Consider the following 17,535-nt stretch of genomic DNA (forward strand, 5'->3'; position numbering starts at 1 on the left):
CTCACCAAAGGACCCCATGGCACCCGCACCCCCTCCCCCACTCACCGGCCTGCGCGTCCTCGACCTGGCCACCCTCTTCGCCGGGCCGCTCGCCGCCACGATGCTCGGTGACTTCGGCGCCGAAGTGATCAAGGTGGAACACCCCCGCAAGCCCGATCCCTCGCGCGGCCACGGGCCCGCCAAGGAGGGCGTCGGCCTGTGGTGGAAGCTGCTCGGCCGCAACAAGCGGACGATCACCCTCGACCTGTCGACGAAGGGCGGCCGCGAGACCCTGCTCAAGCTCGCCGGCACCGCCGATGTCGTGATCGAGAACTTCCGCCCGGGCACCCTGGAGAAGTGGGGCCTCGGATACGAGGAGTTGAGCGCGGTCAACGAGCGGCTGGTGCTGGCCCGTGTCACGGGCTTCGGCCAGTTCGGACCGTACGCGCACCGCCCCGGCTTCGGGACGCTCGCCGAGGCGATGAGCGGTTTCGCGGCGATCACCGGGGAGCCCGACGGACCGCCCACGCTGCCGCCGTTCGGCCTCGCGGACTCCATCGCGGGCCTGGCCACGGCGTACGCGGTGATGACGGCCCTGACCGGCCGGCAGCGGACGGGCCGCGGCCAGGTGGTGGACATGGCGATCATCGAGCCGATCCTCACGGTCCTCGGCCCCCAGCCCCTCTGGTACGACCAGCTGGGTCTGGTGCAGCCGCGTACGGGCAACCGCTCCACGAACAACGCGCCCCGCAACACCTACCGCACCGCGGACGGCCGTTGGGTCGCGGTCTCGACCTCGGCGCAGTCCATCGCCGAGCGCGTGATGCGTCTGGTCGGCCGCCCGGAACTGATCTCCGAGCCGTGGTTCGCGACGGGCGCCGAGCGCGCCGCCCACGCGGACGTGCTCGACGAGGCGGTCGGCTCGTGGATCGCCACGCGCACCCGCACCGAGGTGATCGCGGCCTTCGAGCAGGCACAGGCCGCGGTGGCGCCCATCCAGGACGTACGGGATGTCATGGCGGATCCGCAGTACGCGGCCCTCGACACCCTCACCACCGTCGACGACCCCGAGCTCGGCCCCCTGCGGATGCAGAACGTGCTCTTCCGGCTCTCCGAGACCCCGGGCGCCATCCAGTGGGCGGGCCGCCCGCACGGCGCGGACACGGACGAGGTCCTGTCCGAACTCGGCCTGTCGGCGGGCGATATCAGTGAGCTGCGCACGGAGGGCGCCGTATGACCGCGAAGATCCCGCTGACCTGGCTGTACGTTCCCGGCGACCGCCCCGAGCGGGTGGCGAAGGCCCTCGCGGCCGGCGCCGACGTGGTGATCGTGGACCTGGAGGACGCGGTCGCCGCGGACCGCAAGAGCTATGCGCGCGCGGCCACCGCGGAACTGCTCGGTGACCGCCACGCCGTCCCGGTCCATGTCCGCGTGAACGCCCTCGACGGCACCCTGGCCCGCCTCGACATCGAGGCGCTCGCGGACCGGCCCGGGCTGGCCTGTCTGCGCCTGCCGAAGGTGACCGCACCGGACCAGATCGCGCGGGTGGCCGAACTCGCCGGCTCTCCCCCGCTGTTCGCGCTCATCGAGTCGGCCCTCGGCGTCGAGGAGGCCTACGCGATCGCCCGCGCCCACCCGTCCCTGACCGGTCTCTCCCTCGGCGAGAGCGATCTGCGCGCGGATCTGGGGATCAGCGCGGACACGGGCCTCGACTGGGCCCGCTCACGCGTGGTGTGCGCGGCGCGTGCGGCCGGGCTGGCACCGCCGCCCCAGTCCGTGCACACCGACCTCTACGACCTGAACGGTCTCGCGGCCTCCTGCGCACGTGGCCGTGCCCTGGGTTTCCTGGGCCGGGCGGCCATCCACCCCAGCCAGCTGCCGGTGATCGAGCGGGCGTACCTGCCGACGGCGGAGGAGATCGCCGCCGCGGAGGACATCACCAAGGCGGCGGCCACGGACTCGGGCGCCCTGGCGCTCCCCGACGGCCGCTTCGTGGACGCGGCCGTGGTGGCGGGCGCCCGCCGCACCTTGTCCCTGGCCCACCGCCGTCCGTCCGCGTAACCCATCCATGCAGCTTCCCGTCCGCATAATTCCCTTGGCCCCGTCCCCCGACCTCCGTACGCTGCCGCGGTGATCCCCCATACACCGCACCTGCTCGACGCCACCGGCCGCGCCGTCACCCTGCACGAGGTGACGGCGGCCAACTGGCGCTCCGTCGCCGACATCGCCCCGCTGGACTCCCAGCGCACCTTCGCCCCGGCGCTCGCGGGCCGCTACCTCCTGCTCTCGCTGCTCGAGAACGTCTGGCACTCCTTCGCGGTGCACGCCGACGACAAGGTGGTCGGGCACGTCATGTGGGCCCGCGACGAGGACGGCTCGCACTGGGTCGGCGGCCTCCTCATCGACGCATCCGAGCAGGGCAAGGGCCTGGCTCGCGCGACGATGCGCGCGCTGATCCCCTGGCTCGCGGCGCAGCCGGGCCATTTCGCCACCCGCCTGTCGTACGACCCGGCGAACGTGCCCGCGGCCCGCCTGTACGCATCCCTCGGCTTCACGCTCACCGGAGCCGAGGAGGACGGCGAGGTGGTGGCGGAACTGCCCGCCTGACGGGACAGCACGGCCGTGGTCGCGGGACGCCTCCTAGGCTGCCCGCCATGGACATAGTGATCCCGCTCTTCGACCGCTTCGAGCCCCTGGACGCGATCGGCCCGTACGAGATTCTCGGCTACGCACCCGGCGCCACCGTGCGCTTCGTGACGGCCGAACCCGGCCTGGTGCAGGACGTGTTGGGCTCGCTGCCCGTGCACGTCCCGACGCGGTACTCCGACGTGGAGCGCTGCGATGTGCTCCTTGTCCCCGGCGGCGGCAGCTTCCTCGCGATGGTGGACGACCCGGCCTTCCTCGACTGGGTGCGCCGTATGCACACCACCACCCGCTTCACCACCTCGGTCTGCACCGGGTCCCTGGTGCTCGGCGCGGCAGGCCTGCTCGACGGGCTGCCCGCGACGACCCACTGGGACGCGGCGGCCCAGCTGGAGTCGTACGGAGCCCGCTACACCCCCGACCGCGTGGTCCGCGAGGGCCGGGTGATCACCTCGGCCGGGGTCTCCTCCGGGATCGACATGGCCCTGCAGCTCACCGCCCTGCTCACGGACGAGCTGAGCGCCCGGGCGATCCAGCTGTACACGGAGTACGACCCGCAGCCCCCGTACGACGACGGCTCACTGGCCAAGGCCCCGGCCGAGGTCGTGGCACGGGCGCGCACGCTGGGCTGAGCCACTGGAGCTCGTAAAGCCGCCGGCGCAAAAGCGGGCGGGCCGCCGAACCCGGAAGGTTCGACGGCCCGCCACGCGAAAGGAAAGCTCAGCCCTTGTTGGCCGATCCGGCCTCGTCCTTGACGTCGGCATCGGAGTCGGAGTCGGCGGACTCGGTCTCGGAGGCGCCACTGTCCTTGGACAGCTCGACCTTCTCGCCATTGGCGTCCGCGTCGGAGTCCGACTCCGCATCCGCGTCACCGGAGGCGCCGGAGACAGCGTCCCGGTCCGGCTCCACGACTTCCTCGCGTCCCGGCCGCAGACGGGCCGACACCACCATGTACACGACGGCGAGGACGAAGACGACGATCGACGTCCATACGTTGAACCGCAGTCCGAGCACATCGTTCAGCTGGACGTCGTCCACGCGCATGTACTCGATCCAGCCGCGCCCGACGCAGTAGGCCGCGACGTACAGCGCGAACGCCCGCCCGTGACCGAGCTTGAAGCGGCGGTCCGCCCAGATGACGAGCAGCGCGACGCCGATGCACCACAGCGACTCGTACAGGAACGTCGGGTGGTACGTGCCCGGCACGCGCCCGCCGTCGGAGCGGGTGATCTCCAGCGCCCAGGGCAGGTCCGTGGAGCGTCCGTACAGCTCCTGGTTGAACCAGTTGCCCCAGCGGCCGATGGCCTGCGCGAGGGCGATGCCCGGCGCGACCGCGTCCGCCCAGGCGGGCAGCGGGATGCCGCGGCGCCGGCAGCCGATCCAGGCACCGAGCGCGCCGAGGGCGATGGCGCCCCAGATACCGAGGCCGCCCTCCCAGATCTTGAACGCGTCCACCCAGTTACGGCCCTCACCGAAGTAGAGGTCGTTGTCGGTGATCACGTGATAGAGGCGGCCGCCGACAAGGCCGAAGGGCACGGCCCACACGGCGATGTCCGCCACCGTGCCGGGCTTGCCGCCGCGGGCGACCCAGCGCTTGCCGCCGATCCATACGGCGACGAACACACCGATGATGATGGCGAAGGCGTAACCGCGCAGAGGAATGCCGAAGAGGTCGAGTTCACCCTTCGACGGGCTGGGGATCGATGCAAGGATTTCCATGGCGGGGTCGACGCTACCCTGCCGACTCCCTTGTGCGGCAATCCACCCGGCCTAACGGCCTGATAACGGGTACGGCCCCGTCCGCCGGGACGGGGCCGCACACAGAGTCACTTGGGCGCTGACGGGACTACTTCGCCGCTTCCTCGACCTGCTTCTTGAGCTTCTCGGGGGTCAGCGGGTTCTTCTGGTCCGCGAAGATGTTCTTGCCGTCGAGCAGCACGGTCGGCGTGCCGGTGAACTTGCCGTCGCGGAACGCGTCGTTCGACTTGTTCACCCAGCTCACATGCTTGCCGTCCTCGACGCAGCTCTTGAACTCGGCGGAGTCGAGGCCGTCCACCTCCTTCGCCAGCTCCAGGAGCCGCGCGTCCTTGCCGAACGCGTCGTCGGTCTCCGGCGGCTGGTTCTTGTAGAGCACGTCGTGGTACGGCGTGAACTTCCCGGCGTCCTGTGCGCAGGCCGCCGCGTTCGCCGCGTTCACCGAGCCGGTGCCGCCCATGTTGCCGTCGATGATCGTGGCCAGGTGGTACTCGACCTTGAGCTGCCCCTTCTCGGTGAGCTCATGGATGGTCGGGCTGTACTGCGTCTCGAAGGAGGCGCAGGCCGGGCAGCGGAAGTCCTCCCAGATGGTGAGCGTGGACTTGGCGCTGTCCTTGCCGACCGGAATCGCCAGACTGTCCTTGCCGCTCGCCCCGGCGGGCGGCACGACAGGACCGGACGCGTCCTTCTTGTCGCCGCCCGCATTGGCCGCGATCACCCCGGCGATCGCGGCCAGGCCCAGGACGCCTACCACGGCGCTCACCACGATCAGCGCGCGTCGGCGCTTGTCGCGGGCCTTCTGCTGTTCCCGCTCCTGTGCCAGCCGGTCGCGGGCGGCACGCTTTCCCTCACGGTTCTTCTCGCTCACACCCCGCAAACGAACCGGGGAGGCACGAGCGTGCCTCCCCGGTCCGATGTCCACCCGTATGGGCGAGCGACTTCCGTGCTCAGTTCGCCTTGGCGCGTACGCCTTCGGCCAGCTCACCGGCGAGTGCGCGCACGGCCTCGATGCCCGCGGCCTCGTCCGGGGCGTCGAGCATCCGCTTGACGAACGCGGAGCCGACGATCACTCCGTCCGCGAACTGGGCGACCTCCGCGGCCTGTTCGGCGTTGGAGACACCGAGACCGACACAGACCGGCAGGTCCGTGGTGGCCTTCGTCCGCCGTACGAGGTCCTCGGCGGCCTCGCCGACCGACTCGCGCGTACCCGTGACACCCATCAGGGAGGCCGCGTAGACGAAGCCGGAGCCCGCCGCGGTGATCTCCTTGAGGCGCGCGTCCTTGCTGCTGGGCGCGACCACGAACACCGTGGCGAGGTCGTGCTTGGCGGCGTGCTCCCTCCACAGCGCGGACTCCTGCACCGGCAGGTCGGGCAGGATGCAGCCCGCGCCGCCGGCCTCGGCGAGCTCGGCGGTGAAGCGCTCGACGCCGTAGCGGTCGATCGGATTCCAGTACGTCATGACGAGGACGGGCTTGCCGGTGGCCTCGTGGGCCTCGCGGACCGTACGCATCACGTCGGCGATCTTGAGGCCGTTCTTCAGCGCGATGTCGTCGGCGGTCTGGATGACCGGTCCGTCGAGCACCGGGTCGCTGTAGGGCAGGCCGACCTCGACGATGTCCGCGCCGCCGTCGAAGGCGGCCTTCACGGCCTCGATCCCGCCGTCGACGGACGGGAATCCGGCGGGCAGGTAAGCGATCAGCGCGGACCGCCCCTCGGCCTTCGTATCGGCGAGGGCCGCACTCAACAGCTCGATGTTCCCGCTCACTTGGCGTCCCCCGCGTTCTCGTCGGCGTCGTAGTACCCGAAGTAGCGGGCAGCCGTGTCCATGTCCTTGTCACCGCGGCCGGAGAGGTTGACGACCATCAGGCCGTCCTCGCCCAGCTCCTGGCCGATCCGCAGCGCACCGGCGAGCGCGTGCGCGCTCTCGATGGCCGGGATGATGCCCTCGGTCTGCGAGAGCAGGCGCAGCGCCTGCATCGCCTCGTCGTCGGTGACCGGGATGTACTCGGCGCGCCCGGTGTCCTTCAGATACGCGTGCTCGGCGCCGATGCCCGGGTAGTCGAGCCCGGCCGAGATCGAGTAGGGCTCGATGATCTGGCCCTCCTCGTCCTGGATCACGTACGAGCGCGAGCCGTGCAGGATGCCGGGGTCGCCCGCGGTCAGCGTGGCCGCGTGCTCGCCGGAGTCGACGCCGTGGCCGCCGGCCTCGCAGCCGATGAGCCGTACGTCCGCGTCGTCGAGGAAGGCGTGGAACAGGCCGATCGCGTTGGAGCCGCCGCCGACGCAGGCGACGGCCGCGTCGGGCAGCCGGCCGGTGCGCTCCAGGAGCTGGCGGCGGGCCTCGACGCCGATGACGCGCTGGAAGTCGCGCACCATCGCCGGGAAGGGGTGCGGGCCCGCGGCCGTGCCGAAGAGGTAGTGGGTGTCCTCGACGTTGGCGACCCAGGCGCGGAAGGCCTCGTTCACCGCGTCCTTGAGCGTGCGCGAGCCGGACTTCACGGCGATGACCTCGGCGCCGAGCATCCGCATGCGCGCGACGTTCAGCGCCTGGCGCTGCGTGTCGATCTCGCCCATGTAGATGGTGCATTCGAGGCCGAAGAGGGCGCAGGCTGTCGCGGTGGCGACACCGTGCTGGCCGGCGCCGGTCTCGGCGATCACCTTCGGCTTGCCCATGCGCTTGGTGAGCAGGGCCTGGCCAAGGACATTGTTGATCTTGTGCGAGCCGGTGTGGTTGAGGTCCTCGCGCTTGAGGAAGACCCGGCCGCGGCCCGCGTGCGACGCGAAGCGCGGCACCTCGGTCAGGGCGCTGGGGCGGCCCGTGTAGTTGGCGAGCAGCTCGCTGAGTTCGCGGGCGAACTCGGGATCGCTCTTGGCCTTCTCGAACTCGACGGCCACTTCGTCCACGGCGGCGACGAGCGCCTCGGGGATGAACTTGCCGCCGAACTTCCCGAAGTAGCCCTCGGGCGTGGGCACTTGGCCCTCGGGGTCGGGGATGAAGAACTCGCTGTGGTCGCGAGCCGCGGTGTTTTCGCTGGGCATGACGAGATGCTCCTACGTCGAGGCAGTAGACCTGCCCCGGATGTCGGGTTTGCGATGGTCAGGGTATGACGGGATCGCCCGACGAAGCCGCCCACCGAGACAAGGGTGGCAGCTTTCGGCTTACGGGCGGTTCGACCGCCCGCGCCATCGCATCCCGTTGATCTGCCCCGGCTCGGCCCCGATCACGTACCGCACCCGACGCCCGTGCACGCGACGCGCCGGCGCCCGGCAGCCGCGCGGGCGGCAACCGGGTGCGAGACGTCGGGCGATGGGCATGGCGGTGGGTCAGCCCCGTCCGTGGCGCAGGGCCGGGTGGGCGCCGGCGGCGACCAGGTCGACCACGGCGGACCGGGGGTCCTTGCCGGTGACCAGGGACTCGCCGACGAGCACGGCGTCGGCGCCGTCGTTGGCGTACGCGATCAGGTCGTGCGGACCGCGGACACCGGACTCGGCGATCTTGACGATGTGCGGCGGGATCTCGGGCGCGACGCGCGAGAAGGTCGCGCGGTCGACCTTGAGGGTCTTGAGGTCACGCGCGTTCACACCGATGATCTTCGCGCCGGCCTCGACCGCGCGCTCGACCTCGTCCTCGTCGTGCACCTCGACCAGCGGCGTGAGGCCGATGGACTCGGCGCGCTCGATCAGGGAGACCAGGGCCTCCTGGTCGAGCGCCGCGACGATGAGCAGCACCATGTCGGCGCCGTACGCACGGGCCTCCCAGAGCTGGTACGCGGTGACGATGAAGTCCTTGCGCAGGACCGGGATGTCCACCTTGGCGCGGACGGCCTCGAGGTCCGCGAGCGAACCGCCGAAGCGGCGCTCCTCGGTGAGCACGGAGATGACGGCGGCGCCGCCCGCCTCGTAATCGGCGGCGAGCCCGGCCGGGTCGGCGATCGCGGCGAGCGCGCCCTTGGACGGGCTGGAGCGCTTGACCTCGCAGATCACCTTGACGCTGTCGCCGCGCAGGGCCGCGACCCCGTCCTTGGCCTGGGGGGCCTTCGCCGCACGCTCCTTGAGCTCGTCGAGGCTGACGCGCGCCTGCCGTTCGGCGAGGTCCTCGCGGACGCCTTCGATGATCTCGTCGAGCACACTCACGCGAGTGGTCCCCTTCCATAGCGGCGGACATGACGGCGACTGCCCGTCCTGGCGGTCCGGGCGGATGTCCCCCGGACGGTGAAACTCTGTACCGGGGGGCCACTGCGATGGTATCCGCAGAAGGGCGAAGGCCCCGCATCCGGTTGACGGCGGTCCCACTACCTGGACGCCCCCGGCCCAGTACGGCGGGCGGTTCATGGGCGGTTCATGGGTGCAGGAAAGATCCGAACGGCAGATTCCGTACGACGGTGAAGACGGCGAGCAGACCGCCGAACGCCCACGCGTACGACGAGCGGATCGTGAGCCCCGTGGGCCCGCCGCGCCAGGCGCGCCGCAGCCACAGGACCCAGACGAACGCGGCGATCACGAACCCGGTCACGGCCATGACGTTCGCGCCGAGCGCGGCCGGCAGATCGCCCTGGACGAGGGCGTGCACACAGCGCAGACCGCCGCAGCCCGGGCAGTACAGACCGGTCGCCGCGAGCAGCGGACAGGTCGGATAGTGCCCGGCCTCGTTGGGATCGACGGCGCCGACATACGCGACGGCCGCCGCGGTGGCGCCGAGCGCGGCCACCGGAGCGAGCAGACGGCGGGCCCGCGAGGCGCCCGTACGGGGTGCGACGGGCTGCGGGGCCCACTGCTGGGAGCCTGACGGCTGCTCGGCGTGTTCTGCGGTCACCCCCGCATTCTGCCCCGCCGCGGCCGCCCGCGCCCGGTCAGCGCGTACGGCCGTGGGTCGCGGCGGATACGGCGGTGGGGCGGGACCTTCCCGAAGGAGGTACCGCCCCACCGCCGTACGCGACGGAAAGTGCTCAGCCTTCGCTGTTCACCAGGATCTGGCGCTTGGGCTTCTGCCCCATGCCCGCGGCGCGCATGGCACCGCCGATCACACCGCCCGCGGCGATGACGATCATGCCGGCCCAGAAACCGATCGGGCTGTCCAGCACCATGAAGGCGCCGGCGACGCAGAAACCGACGAACGCGATGATCGAACCGACCCAGGCAGCCGGGGTGTGTCCGTGGTCATGGGCCATGACGTGCTCCTTGTTTCTTGCCCCTGGGGGTACCCCCGGCTCCAAGAGCCCGGGGGCGGATGGTCCCGCGGATGAATCTCGAACGCTTGGCTTCATTGTCGCGCATGCCGGGGCGCGAACTGCGCGCGGCCCCGGAGTTGGTGTCGTGCGGGCGGGTCGAGGCGGCGGGCCCGCCTCAGTTGGTCGGGTCCTCGCCGCGGTCGAGTGCCTTCCACAGGTCCTCGGGACGGTCCGGGTCCACGGTCTGCTTACGGGTACGCGGGCCGGCGCCGCGCTCGTAACGTCCGCCCATCGCCGGCCAGCGGGAGCCGAAGCGCAGCGCCAGCAGGCCCGCGAGCAGCAGCAGCGCGCCGCCCGCGCAGGCCACGTAGGGCCAGACGCTGTGCGAGACGGCGGCGATCTGCGCGGCGGCGTCACCGGTGGTGGCGGCCGCCTTCTCGTCGAGCACCGAGGTGTCGGAGGCGCCGAGCAGTGCGGCGGCCATGATGCCGGCGCCGCTCAGAGCGAGCAGGAGCGAGACGAGGGTGCGGCCGCTGCGCCGTACGGCGAAGACCGCGACGAGGGCGGCGAGGCCCACTATCGCGAGCGCCGCGGGCACTCCGGTCACATCGCTGCCGGTGGCGGTCTGGTGCAGCGCGCCGCCGACGGTCCGCGCCTCGCCCTCGGCCCACGGCTGGCGCGAGGCGAGCAGCACGACGGTCGCGCCGAGCGCGCCGAGCAGCAGGGCGGCGGCCAGGCTGCGGCGGCCGCCGGAGGACTTCTTGGCCTCGTCGGAGTCCGGGGAGGTACGGGCCTTCGGTACTGCAGTCACGCCTCCACTATCCCTCACGGCTCGCGGAGCGTCCCAGGCGGTTGGCCGTGTGCACCGCGCGCAGCACCGCGGCGGCCTTGTTGCGGCACTCCGTGTCCTCGGCGACGGGGTCCGAATCGGCGACGACACCGGCTCCGGCCTGCACGTATGCCACTCCGTCGCGGATCAGGGCGGTCCGGATGGCGATCGCCGTGTCCGAGTCGCCCGCGAAGTCGAGATAGCCGACGCAGCCGCCGTACAGACCGCGCCTGCTCGGCTCGAGCTCGTCGATGATCTGCATCGCGCGCGGCTTGGGCGCGCCCGAGAGGGTGCCCGCGGGGAAGCAGGCGGTGAGCACGTCGAAGGCGCTGCGGCCCCCGGCCACCCGGCCGGTGACCGTCGAGACGATGTGCATGACGTGCGAGTAGCGCTCGATGGACATGAAGTCCACGACCTCGACGGAGCCGGGCTCGCAGACCCGGCCGAGGTCGTTGCGGCCGAGGTCGACCAGCATCAGGTGCTCGGCGCGCTCCTTGGCGTCGGCCAGCAGCTCGTCGGCGAGCGCCTGGTCCTCCTGCGGGGTGGCGCCGCGCGGGCGGGTACCGGCGATGGGGTGCACCATCGCGCGGCCGTCCTCGACCTTGACCAGGGCCTCCGGGCTGGAGCCCACGATGTCGAAGTCCTCGAAGCGGAACAGGTACATGTACGGGGAGGGGTTCGTCGCCCGCAGCACCCGGTAGACGTCCAACGCGCTTGCCGTGCAGGCCGTTTCGAATCGCTGCGAGGGCACGACCTGGAAGGCCTCGCCCGCACGGATCCGCTCCTTGATGTCCTCGACGGCGTCCTGGTACTGCTCGCCGCCCCACAACGGCGCGTCGAACGGCGGGAGTTCGGACGGCGGCAGTACGGCGGGCGGCTGGGCGACCGCGCGCGACAGGTCGGCCTCCATGGCGTCGAGGCGGGCCACGGCGTCCGCGTACGACTCGTCGACGCCCGTGTCGAGGTCGTTGTGGTTGATGGCGTTGGCGATCAGGACGACGCTGCCGTCCCAGTGGTCGAGCACCGCGAGGTCGCTGGTGAGCATCATCGTCAGCTCGGGCAGCTTCAGGTCGTCGCGCTCGCCGGGGCCGATCTTCTCCAGGCGGCGCACGATGTCGTAGCCGAGGTAGCCGACCATGCCGCCGGACAGGTGGGGCAGGCCCTCGGCCTCGGCCACGTCGTTCGGGGTGTGCAGCGCCTCGACCGTGGCGCGCAGCGCCTGCAGCGGGTCGCCGTCGGCCGGGACACCGACCGGCGGGGTGCCCAGCCAGTGCGCCTGACCGTCGCGCTCGGTCAGGGTGGCGGCGCTGCGGACGCCGATGAACGAGTACCGCGACCAGGAGCGGCCGTTCTCGGCGGACTCGAGCAGAAACGTGCCGGGGCGTTCGGCCGCGAGCTTGCGGTAGAGCCCGACCGGGGTGTCGCCGTCCGCGAGCAGACGGCGGCTGACGGGGATCACCCGGCGGTCGGTGGCGAGCTTGCGGAACGTCTCGAGGTCCATGGCGGGATCGGCCTTCGGTGGGAGCGCGGGGCGGGCATCAGGGGCGGGGCGGGCGTCTGAGCCGGGCGGGCGTCAGCGCCGGGAGGACGTCAGCGCCGGGCGGGCGTCACGGCTGGGCGAGCGGGAGTACGTCGGCGTCGAAGCAGGTGCGGGCGCCCGTGTGGCAGGCGGCACCGACCTGGTCGACCTTGACCAGGACCGTATCGGCGTCGCAGTCGAGCGCGACCGACTTCACGTACTGGAAGTGTCCTGAGGTGTCGCCCTTGACCCAGTACTCCTGGCGGCTGCGGGACCAGTAGGTGCAGCGCCCGGTGGTCAGCGTGCGGTGCAGCGCCTCGTCGTCCATCCAGCCCAGCATCAGCACCTCACCGGTGTCGTACTGCTGGGCGATCGCCGGGACGAGCCCGTCGGGGCCGCGCTTGAGGCGCGCGGCGATCTGCGGGTCCAAGGAGCCGGGGGTGCCGGGCGTGCTGGTCATGGGGCCCATTGTGCGCGATCCGGGACCGGTGCCGGGCCGCCGTCCGGGGGCCGGACAGGGCCGCCGTCCCATGGCAGTGCGGCCCCCGCGGACGTACGCTTGCCGGCATGTCGACCCATGCCAAGCGTGAACGGCTGCTGCTCGCCGATCTGTTGGAGGCCGCGGGCCCCGAGGCGCCCACCCTCTGCGAGGGCTGGAAGACCCGGGATCTCGCCGCCCATGTCGTGGTGCGCGAGCGCCGCGCGGACGCGGCGGGCGGCATCCTGATCAAGGCGCTGCAGAGCCGCCTGGAGAAGGTCATGGCGGAGTTCACCGACAAGCCGTACGAGGAGCTGATCCAGCTCATCCGTACGGGTCCGCCGCGTTTCTCGCCGTATGCCCTGAAGCAGGTGGACGAGGCGGCCAACGCCGTCGAGTTCTATGTGCACGCCGAGGACGTGCGCCGCGCCCAGGAGGACTGGTCGCCGCGCACCCTGGACGCGGTGTTCTCGAACGCGCTGTGGTCCCGCCTGGAGAAGTCGGCCCGCGTGCTCGGGCGCAAGGCCCCGGTGGGCATGGTGCTGCGCCGCCCCGACGGCCAGACGGTGGTCGCCCACCGCGGCACCCCGGTCGTGACGGTGACCGGGGAGCCGGGTGAGCTGACGATGTACGTCTTCGGGCGCCAGGGGGCGGCGAAGGTCGAGGTCGAGGGCGACAAGGAAGCGATCGAGCGGCTGCAGGGCGCGAAGCAGCTCGGGATCTGAGGCGGCTGCGGCTTGCGAGCCGAGGCCGGCCTCGGCTCGCCGTACGGGTTCCGTCCGCTAGCGCGTCAGGGTGCAGACTCCGTCCACGCACTGACGGCGCAGACGGCCCCGCGAGACGGTCTGCACCAGGCCGACCGCCCAGCAGGTGGGGCAGCCGCGGAAGGCGATCAGGGCCAGGGGCGCCACGAGCAGGGCGGCCGGTCCCACGGTGGGCACCAGGGCGATCGCGCCGATGATCAGCCCGAAGCCGAGCGCGCCGCGCGCCAGGTGGCGGGGGACGGACTTGCTCGCGAAGTCCTTGCCGGCTGTGTTCACGGTCGTACGTCTCCGTTCTCTGCGTGCTCTTCGTCCGCTCCGTTCATCCCGTTCTCCAAGGCGTGCCGCAGCGCCGCGCGGGCCCGGTGCAGCCGGGACTTCATCGCGGGCGTGCCGATGCCGAGCGCCTTGGCCACCGTCCTGCCGGGCAGCCCCTGCACATCCCGCATGATCAGGACCTGCCGCTGGTCGCGTGGCAGCGCGCTCACCGCGGCCGCGATCCGCTCCGCCTCCAGGCGGTGCAGGACCGCGTCCTCGGCGGAGGACTCGGGGATCTCCGGCGGCGCCTCCTTGGGCGCCGTCAGGGTGCGCAGCTGCCGCAGGCATTCGTTGCGCACGATCCGAAACATCCACGAGGCGAGCGCGCCCGTGGCCCGCAGCGTGCCGATCTTCCGGTAGAGGATGATCAGCGCTTCCTGTGCGGCGTCCTCCGCGTCCTGCGGCGAGGCGCACAAGGAGCGGGCGAACTTGCGGACGTGGGGCTGCGATTCCAGGACGACGGTGGTGAGCGAGGTGAGGTCGCCGTCCTGGGCGGCCTTGACCAGCCGGTCGTCCGGCCAGGTGAAACGTCGGTTCAACTCCGGCTCCTGTAACGGCGCATGAGATGCCAGCTGCAGGCGCCCACGAGCAGGGCGCCGATCACGATGAGGGCTGTGACCATCCTGTACGTCTCCTCCGGTTGTCGGCCTGCTTCTTTTCGGCCGGTACACGGATAGGAGACGGGGGCGCCCGGAAAGGATTCAGGTCCGGGCGGAGTTTTTTCCCGTCAGGTGCCCGCCTTCGCGCCGTCCGCCTGTGCCACCACCCGGGACAGCTCCACGCGGGAGCGCACCCCGAGCGCGGCGAAGACATTGCGCAGATGGTGGTCGACGGTACGCGGGCTGACGGACAGGTGCCGGGCCACCTCACGGTTGGTGGCGCCCTCCGCCACCAGCAGGGCGATCCGCAGCTGCTGGGGCGTCAACCCGTCCAGGGTGTGCGGGAGTTGGGGCGCCGAGGCCTCGCCCGTGGCCCGCAGTTCCGCCGCGGCCTGGGCGGCCCAGGCGCCGGCGCCGCAGCGTTCGAAGGCGAGGAGCGCGTCGCGCAGGGCGTCGCGCGCGGTGGCCGGGCGGCGCGCCCTGCGCAGCCACTTGCCGTACAGCAGCGCGGTGCGGGCCCGTTCGAAGTCGCCGTCCGTCGTGTCGTGCCGGGCCAGGGCCTCGGTGTACAGGGCGTCCGCGAGCTCCGGGTCGTCCGCGGCGAGCAGCGCCCGGCAGCGCAGCAGCTGCGCGGGGGCCTGCGGATCGTGCCCGAACCCCGCCCACTGCGCGAACTCCCCCACCGCGGCGTGCACTTCGGCGGGCCGCCCGGCGAGCACCGAGGCCTCGACGAAGCAGGGCACGGCGAGCATCCGTACCGCGAAATGACCCCGCGCACGGCCCGGCCCGATCAGCGGCTGCAGCCGGGCGGCCGCTTCCTTGGGCCGGCCCCTGGCCAGGTCGGCGCGGGCCAGCGCCCACTGGGCGAGGGTCGCGGTCTGGCCGAGCCCATGGCGTACGGCGGTCTCCTCGGCGGCCGCCGCGTACGACTCGACCGTGCGGGCGTCCTGGTCGAGCGAGGCGACGAGCGCGAGGATCGCCGAGTGGTGCGCCAGATCATTGCTCCGGCCGGTGCGGCGCGCGGTGCGGACGCCTTCCTCGGCGTGGGCGCGGGCGCGCGCGTGGCGGCCTGCGCGGAGCTCTCCGTACGCCAGTTGCTGCAGGGCGCGGGGCACCACCGTGAGCAGGCCGCGGGCCCGGGCCGCCGCAAGGGCGCGGCTGCCGAGTCGGCCCGCGGCGTTGAGGTCGCCGACGACCAGGGCGGCGGCCGAGGCGCAGAGCAGCAGTTCGGCCTCGGCCGACTCCTCACCCTGGGCGCCCTCGACGACCTGGCGCAAGGCGCCGCGGCCCGCCGCGAAGCCGCGCGGATCGCCGCTGAGCACCGCGTCCATGCCACGCAGATACGTGCCGAACGTGCTGCCGCCGTCCGGTTCGCCGTGGCGAACGCCCCGGGTCAGCGGGGCGAGCGCCTCGCGGTAGGCGGCCGCGTCGCCCATCGCCCAGGAGGCCTCGGCCGCGGCGAGGCGGGCGCGCAGGGCCTGTGCGGGGTCGTGGTCGGCGAGCAGCCGGGCCGCGAGCAGCAGGGACGCGCGGGCGTCGGCCACCGGCCCGTCCCCGGCCTCCAGAAGGCCGTGAACGAGGGCGGCCCGCCCGGTCACGGCATCGGGCAGCGCGAGCCTGCGCACGGGGGCGAGCAGCCGCGCGGCCCGGTCGGGCCGCCCACCGAGCTGAGCCGCCTCGGCGGCGTTCACCAGACGGAGGGCCTGGGCGGTACGGCGGTCGGAAGGCGAGGCATCCTCGACAGCGGCCGAGACTCCCCCGGCAGCGGCCGGAAGCTCGACCGCACATGCCAGGGCCCTTGTTGCCGTGAGTTCCCGCAGGGCGAGCGGGTTGCCGGCGGCCGAACCCAGCATGCGGTCCCGTACGTCCGAAGGAAGCGGCCGGTCCCCGAGCAGCTGCTCAAGGAGCTCGGCCGCCGCCGCGTCGTCCAGCGGAGCGAGCCGCAGCACGGGCAGCCCCTCGGAGAGCCCGGCGGCGCGGTGGGCGGCGACGGAGAGGACGAGCGCCAGCGGCGCCGGCCGGTCGGCAAGACCGCGGCCGAGGGCCTGCAGCGCACGCCGCGGCGCCTCGGGCCACAGATGCAGATCGTCCACACACACGAGAAGAGGCCGCGCTGCCGAAAGCAGCGCGGCCCGCAGGCGCCCCGCCGGATGTCCGGCGTAGAGGTGCCCGAGCACATCGTCCTGGACGTCCCGCGGCGGAACGGCGGGCGCATAGCGCGCCGTTCCGCCACGGGAGGTGAACACATGGGCGAGGTGGCGCAGCAGCGCCGTACGGCCGAGGCCCGGGTCACCGGTGAGCGCGAGCGCGCCTCCGCGGCCGGCCCCGAGCTGCTCCAACAGCCGCTCGCACCAGGCCAGTTCACGGCCACGGCCGTACAGCCGGGCCCCGGGACCCACCCATTCCGCTCCGGTCACGCCTCGCACGCTACTGCCGCGTAACCACCCGCGGAAGCCCTGGCGCAGGCCCCGCTGCGGACCCGGGGATCAGCCGGTGTGCGGGCAGTTCCCGCGGTACTCCTCGATCGTCAGACTCGGCCGGGGCAGCGGGCACAGGAACTGCTCGTACCGGGTGTCGTTGTCGATGAAGCGCTTCAGCCACGAAATGCTGTACTTCGCGATCGTGGTGTTCGAGGAGTTGGGCGTGAAGTGCGAGGCGCCGTTCAGCTCCAGATAGGCCTTGTTCAGGCTGCTCGGCAGGCTCTGGTAGAAGGGCTCGGAGTGCGAGGACACCGGAGCGACGGTGTCACCGTCCGCTCCCACGATGAGCGTGGGCGTCTGGATCTCGGGCCAGGTCTTGTCGGTGTTCCAGCCGGTGAGCGGGATCGCCGCCTGGAGCGAGGGCCGGCTCTTCGCGGCCTCCAGGGTGCCACCGCCGCCCATCGAGTGCCCCATGACCCCGAGCCGGGTCGCGTCCACCCGGCCGCGCACCGTGCTGCGCTGGGTCAAGTGGTCGAGTGCGGCCAGGAGTTGGCGGCCGCGGCTGTCGGGCTGGTCGAGCGTGGTGAGGGTGTCGATGGTGAACACCACGAAGCCCTGCGAGGCCAGGCGCGGCCCGAGCCAGGCGATGGAGGACTCGTACGCGGTGAAGCCGGGCGAGATGACCACCGCGCCGAAGGTGCCGTCGCTCGTGGTGGTCGGGTAGTAGATGGTGCCGCCGCCGAAACCGGAGGCGCTGAGCGAGGAGACCGAGGTCTGGGACACGGCGTACGGGCCGCGCGAGGCCTCGATGCTGGACTGCGTGGGGGCGGGGCCGCGCTCGTAGGGGTTGTCCGCGCCATGGGCGGTGACCGTCTGCGAGGTCATCAGGGCGCCGGCGGCCAGGACGGCCGCCAGCGCGGCGCGGACCCCACGCGCCCGGAGCTTGTTCCGTGCGGCGGTGGGGGTGCGGCTCTCTTCGGTGAACTGCTGCACGACGAAGGGTTCCTCTCGCTGGAACAGTGAGTGACAGCCGCCACTGTCACCGCGGAACCGGAACCCGTGCAT

Annotated in this window: 20 protein-coding genes; 5 read left to right on the plus strand and 15 right to left on the minus strand. The window is 72.3% G+C overall.

Annotation, left to right across the window (positions count from 1 at the left end; genetic code table 11):
* Positions 1-16: 16 nt before the first annotated feature.
* From H9Y04_RS06110 to H9Y04_RS06125, 4 genes are all read left to right on the plus strand, one after another.
* Positions 17-1,216 (plus strand): CaiB/BaiF CoA transferase family protein, encoded by a 1,200-nt coding sequence (locus H9Y04_RS06110; protein WP_187812625.1) that lies wholly within the window; start codon positions 17-19, stop codon positions 1,214-1,216.
* Positions 1,213-2,040 carry an HpcH/HpaI aldolase/citrate lyase family protein gene (locus H9Y04_RS06115; protein WP_187812626.1) on the plus strand — a complete coding sequence of 276 codons (828 nt, stop codon included), beginning with the start codon at positions 1,213-1,215 and terminating at the stop codon, positions 2,038-2,040. The genes H9Y04_RS06110 and H9Y04_RS06115 overlap by 4 nt, the downstream gene beginning before the upstream one ends.
* A gap of 72 nt (positions 2,041-2,112) precedes the next feature.
* Positions 2,113-2,586: a GNAT family N-acetyltransferase gene (locus tag H9Y04_RS06120; RefSeq protein WP_308800907.1), complete on the plus strand. Its 474-nt coding sequence runs from the start codon at positions 2,113-2,115 to the stop codon at positions 2,584-2,586.
* Between the two features lie 47 nt (positions 2,587-2,633).
* The gene (locus H9Y04_RS06125) at positions 2,634-3,254 is read left to right on the plus strand and encodes a DJ-1/PfpI family protein (protein WP_187812627.1); all 621 of its coding nucleotides are present in this window, start codon (positions 2,634-2,636) and stop codon (positions 3,252-3,254) included.
* Between the two features lie 88 nt (positions 3,255-3,342).
* Here H9Y04_RS06125 and lgt read toward each other — a convergent pair whose 3' ends face one another.
* From lgt to hisI, 11 genes are all read right to left on the minus strand, one after another.
* Positions 3,343-4,341, minus strand: a complete 999-nt coding sequence (lgt, locus tag H9Y04_RS06130; RefSeq protein ID WP_187812628.1) for a prolipoprotein diacylglyceryl transferase — start codon at positions 4,339-4,341, stop codon at positions 3,343-3,345.
* A gap of 127 nt (positions 4,342-4,468) precedes the next feature.
* The gene (locus tag H9Y04_RS06135) at positions 4,469-5,245 is read right to left on the minus strand and encodes a DsbA family protein (RefSeq protein ID WP_187812629.1); all 777 of its coding nucleotides are present in this window, start codon (positions 5,243-5,245) and stop codon (positions 4,469-4,471) included.
* A gap of 79 nt (positions 5,246-5,324) precedes the next feature.
* Positions 5,325-6,143 (minus strand): tryptophan synthase subunit alpha, encoded by an 819-nt coding sequence (gene trpA, locus H9Y04_RS06140; RefSeq protein WP_187812630.1) that lies wholly within the window; start codon positions 6,141-6,143, stop codon positions 5,325-5,327.
* Positions 6,140-7,417, minus strand: coding sequence for a tryptophan synthase subunit beta (trpB, locus tag H9Y04_RS06145; protein ID WP_187812631.1), 1,278 nt, complete (start codon positions 7,415-7,417; stop codon positions 6,140-6,142). Before trpB ends, trpA begins: the two co-directional genes overlap by 4 nt.
* Positions 7,418-7,537: 120 nt before the next feature.
* Positions 7,538-7,693 (minus strand): tryptophan biosynthesis modulator TrpM, encoded by a 156-nt coding sequence (gene trpM / locus H9Y04_RS48400; protein WP_368858425.1) that lies wholly within the window; start codon positions 7,691-7,693, stop codon positions 7,538-7,540.
* A 9-nt stretch (positions 7,694-7,702) separates the two neighbouring features.
* Entirely contained in the window at positions 7,703-8,512 is an 810-nt protein-coding gene (gene trpC, locus H9Y04_RS06150) for an indole-3-glycerol phosphate synthase TrpC (protein WP_187812632.1), read from the minus strand.
* A 205-nt stretch (positions 8,513-8,717) separates the two neighbouring features.
* Entirely contained in the window at positions 8,718-9,191 is a 474-nt protein-coding gene (locus H9Y04_RS06155; protein ID WP_187812633.1) for a DUF2752 domain-containing protein, read from the minus strand.
* Between the two features lie 133 nt (positions 9,192-9,324).
* Entirely contained in the window at positions 9,325-9,546 is a 222-nt protein-coding gene (locus H9Y04_RS06160; RefSeq protein WP_187812634.1) for an HGxxPAAW family protein, read from the minus strand.
* A 175-nt stretch (positions 9,547-9,721) separates the two neighbouring features.
* Complete coding sequence (locus H9Y04_RS06165; protein ID WP_187812635.1) at positions 9,722-10,357, minus strand: TIGR02234 family membrane protein; 636 nt, start codon at positions 10,355-10,357, stop codon at positions 9,722-9,724.
* A 7-nt stretch (positions 10,358-10,364) separates the two neighbouring features.
* Entirely contained in the window at positions 10,365-11,876 is a 1,512-nt protein-coding gene (locus H9Y04_RS06170) for an anthranilate synthase component I (RefSeq protein ID WP_187812636.1), read from the minus strand.
* 106 nt (positions 11,877-11,982) lie between these two features.
* Positions 11,983-12,354 carry a phosphoribosyl-AMP cyclohydrolase gene (hisI, locus tag H9Y04_RS06175; protein WP_187812637.1) on the minus strand — a complete coding sequence of 124 codons (372 nt, stop codon included), beginning with the start codon at positions 12,352-12,354 and terminating at the stop codon, positions 11,983-11,985.
* 107 nt (positions 12,355-12,461) lie between these two features.
* On the opposite strand from hisI, the gene H9Y04_RS06180 reads away from it, so the two are divergent.
* Positions 12,462-13,097, plus strand: a complete 636-nt coding sequence (locus H9Y04_RS06180; protein ID WP_187812638.1) for a TIGR03085 family metal-binding protein — start codon at positions 12,462-12,464, stop codon at positions 13,095-13,097.
* 57 nt (positions 13,098-13,154) lie between these two features.
* Here the strand turns inward: H9Y04_RS06180 and H9Y04_RS06185 are convergent, their stop codons facing one another.
* The 4 genes from H9Y04_RS06185 to bdeA all read right to left on the minus strand — a co-directional run bounded on the left by H9Y04_RS06185 (position 13,155) and on the right by bdeA (position 17,463).
* Positions 13,155-13,412 (minus strand): hypothetical protein, encoded by a 258-nt coding sequence (locus tag H9Y04_RS06185; RefSeq protein WP_187812639.1) that lies wholly within the window; start codon positions 13,410-13,412, stop codon positions 13,155-13,157.
* Entirely contained in the window at positions 13,409-13,990 is a 582-nt protein-coding gene (locus H9Y04_RS06190; RefSeq protein WP_187812640.1) for an RNA polymerase sigma factor, read from the minus strand. Before H9Y04_RS06190 ends, H9Y04_RS06185 begins: the two co-directional genes overlap by 4 nt.
* A gap of 188 nt (positions 13,991-14,178) precedes the next feature.
* Positions 14,179-16,467: a helix-turn-helix transcriptional regulator gene (locus tag H9Y04_RS06195; RefSeq protein ID WP_308800872.1), complete on the minus strand. Its 2,289-nt coding sequence runs from the start codon at positions 16,465-16,467 to the stop codon at positions 14,179-14,181.
* A gap of 69 nt (positions 16,468-16,536) precedes the next feature.
* A complete protein-coding gene (gene bdeA, locus H9Y04_RS06200; RefSeq protein ID WP_187812641.1) occupies positions 16,537-17,463 on the minus strand; it encodes a bis(hydroxyethyl) terephthalate hydrolase in 927 nt (308 codons plus the stop codon).
* Positions 17,464-17,535: the final 72 nt, after the last annotated feature.

The sequence above is a fragment of the Streptomyces polyasparticus genome (assembly GCF_014493765.1).
Taxonomy (GTDB): domain Bacteria; phylum Actinomycetota; class Actinomycetes; order Streptomycetales; family Streptomycetaceae; genus Streptomyces; species Streptomyces polyasparticus.

Excerpts from the sequence above, each read along its gene's own strand:
- H9Y04_RS06110 (WP_187812625.1), top strand. The coding sequence starts at position 17 with ATGGCACCCGCACCCCCTCCCCCACTCACCGGCCTGCGCGTCCTCGAC.
- lgt (WP_187812628.1), bottom strand. The coding sequence starts at position 4,341 with ATGGAAATCCTTGCATCGATCCCCAGCCCGTCGAAGGGTGAACTCGAC.
- trpB (WP_187812631.1), bottom strand. The coding sequence starts at position 7,417 with ATGCCCAGCGAAAACACCGCGGCTCGCGACCACAGCGAGTTCTTCATC.
- H9Y04_RS06125 (WP_187812627.1), top strand. The coding sequence starts at position 2,634 with ATGGACATAGTGATCCCGCTCTTCGACCGCTTCGAGCCCCTGGACGCG.
- H9Y04_RS06170 (WP_187812636.1), bottom strand. The coding sequence starts at position 11,876 with ATGGACCTCGAGACGTTCCGCAAGCTCGCCACCGACCGCCGGGTGATC.
- H9Y04_RS06115 (WP_187812626.1), top strand. The coding sequence starts at position 1,213 with ATGACCGCGAAGATCCCGCTGACCTGGCTGTACGTTCCCGGCGACCGC.
- H9Y04_RS06180 (WP_187812638.1), top strand. The coding sequence starts at position 12,462 with ATGTCGACCCATGCCAAGCGTGAACGGCTGCTGCTCGCCGATCTGTTG.
- H9Y04_RS06160 (WP_187812634.1), bottom strand. The coding sequence starts at position 9,546 with ATGGCCCATGACCACGGACACACCCCGGCTGCCTGGGTCGGTTCGATC.
- hisI (WP_187812637.1), bottom strand. The coding sequence starts at position 12,354 with ATGACCAGCACGCCCGGCACCCCCGGCTCCTTGGACCCGCAGATCGCC.
- trpM (WP_368858425.1), bottom strand. The coding sequence starts at position 7,693 with ATGCCCATCGCCCGACGTCTCGCACCCGGTTGCCGCCCGCGCGGCTGC.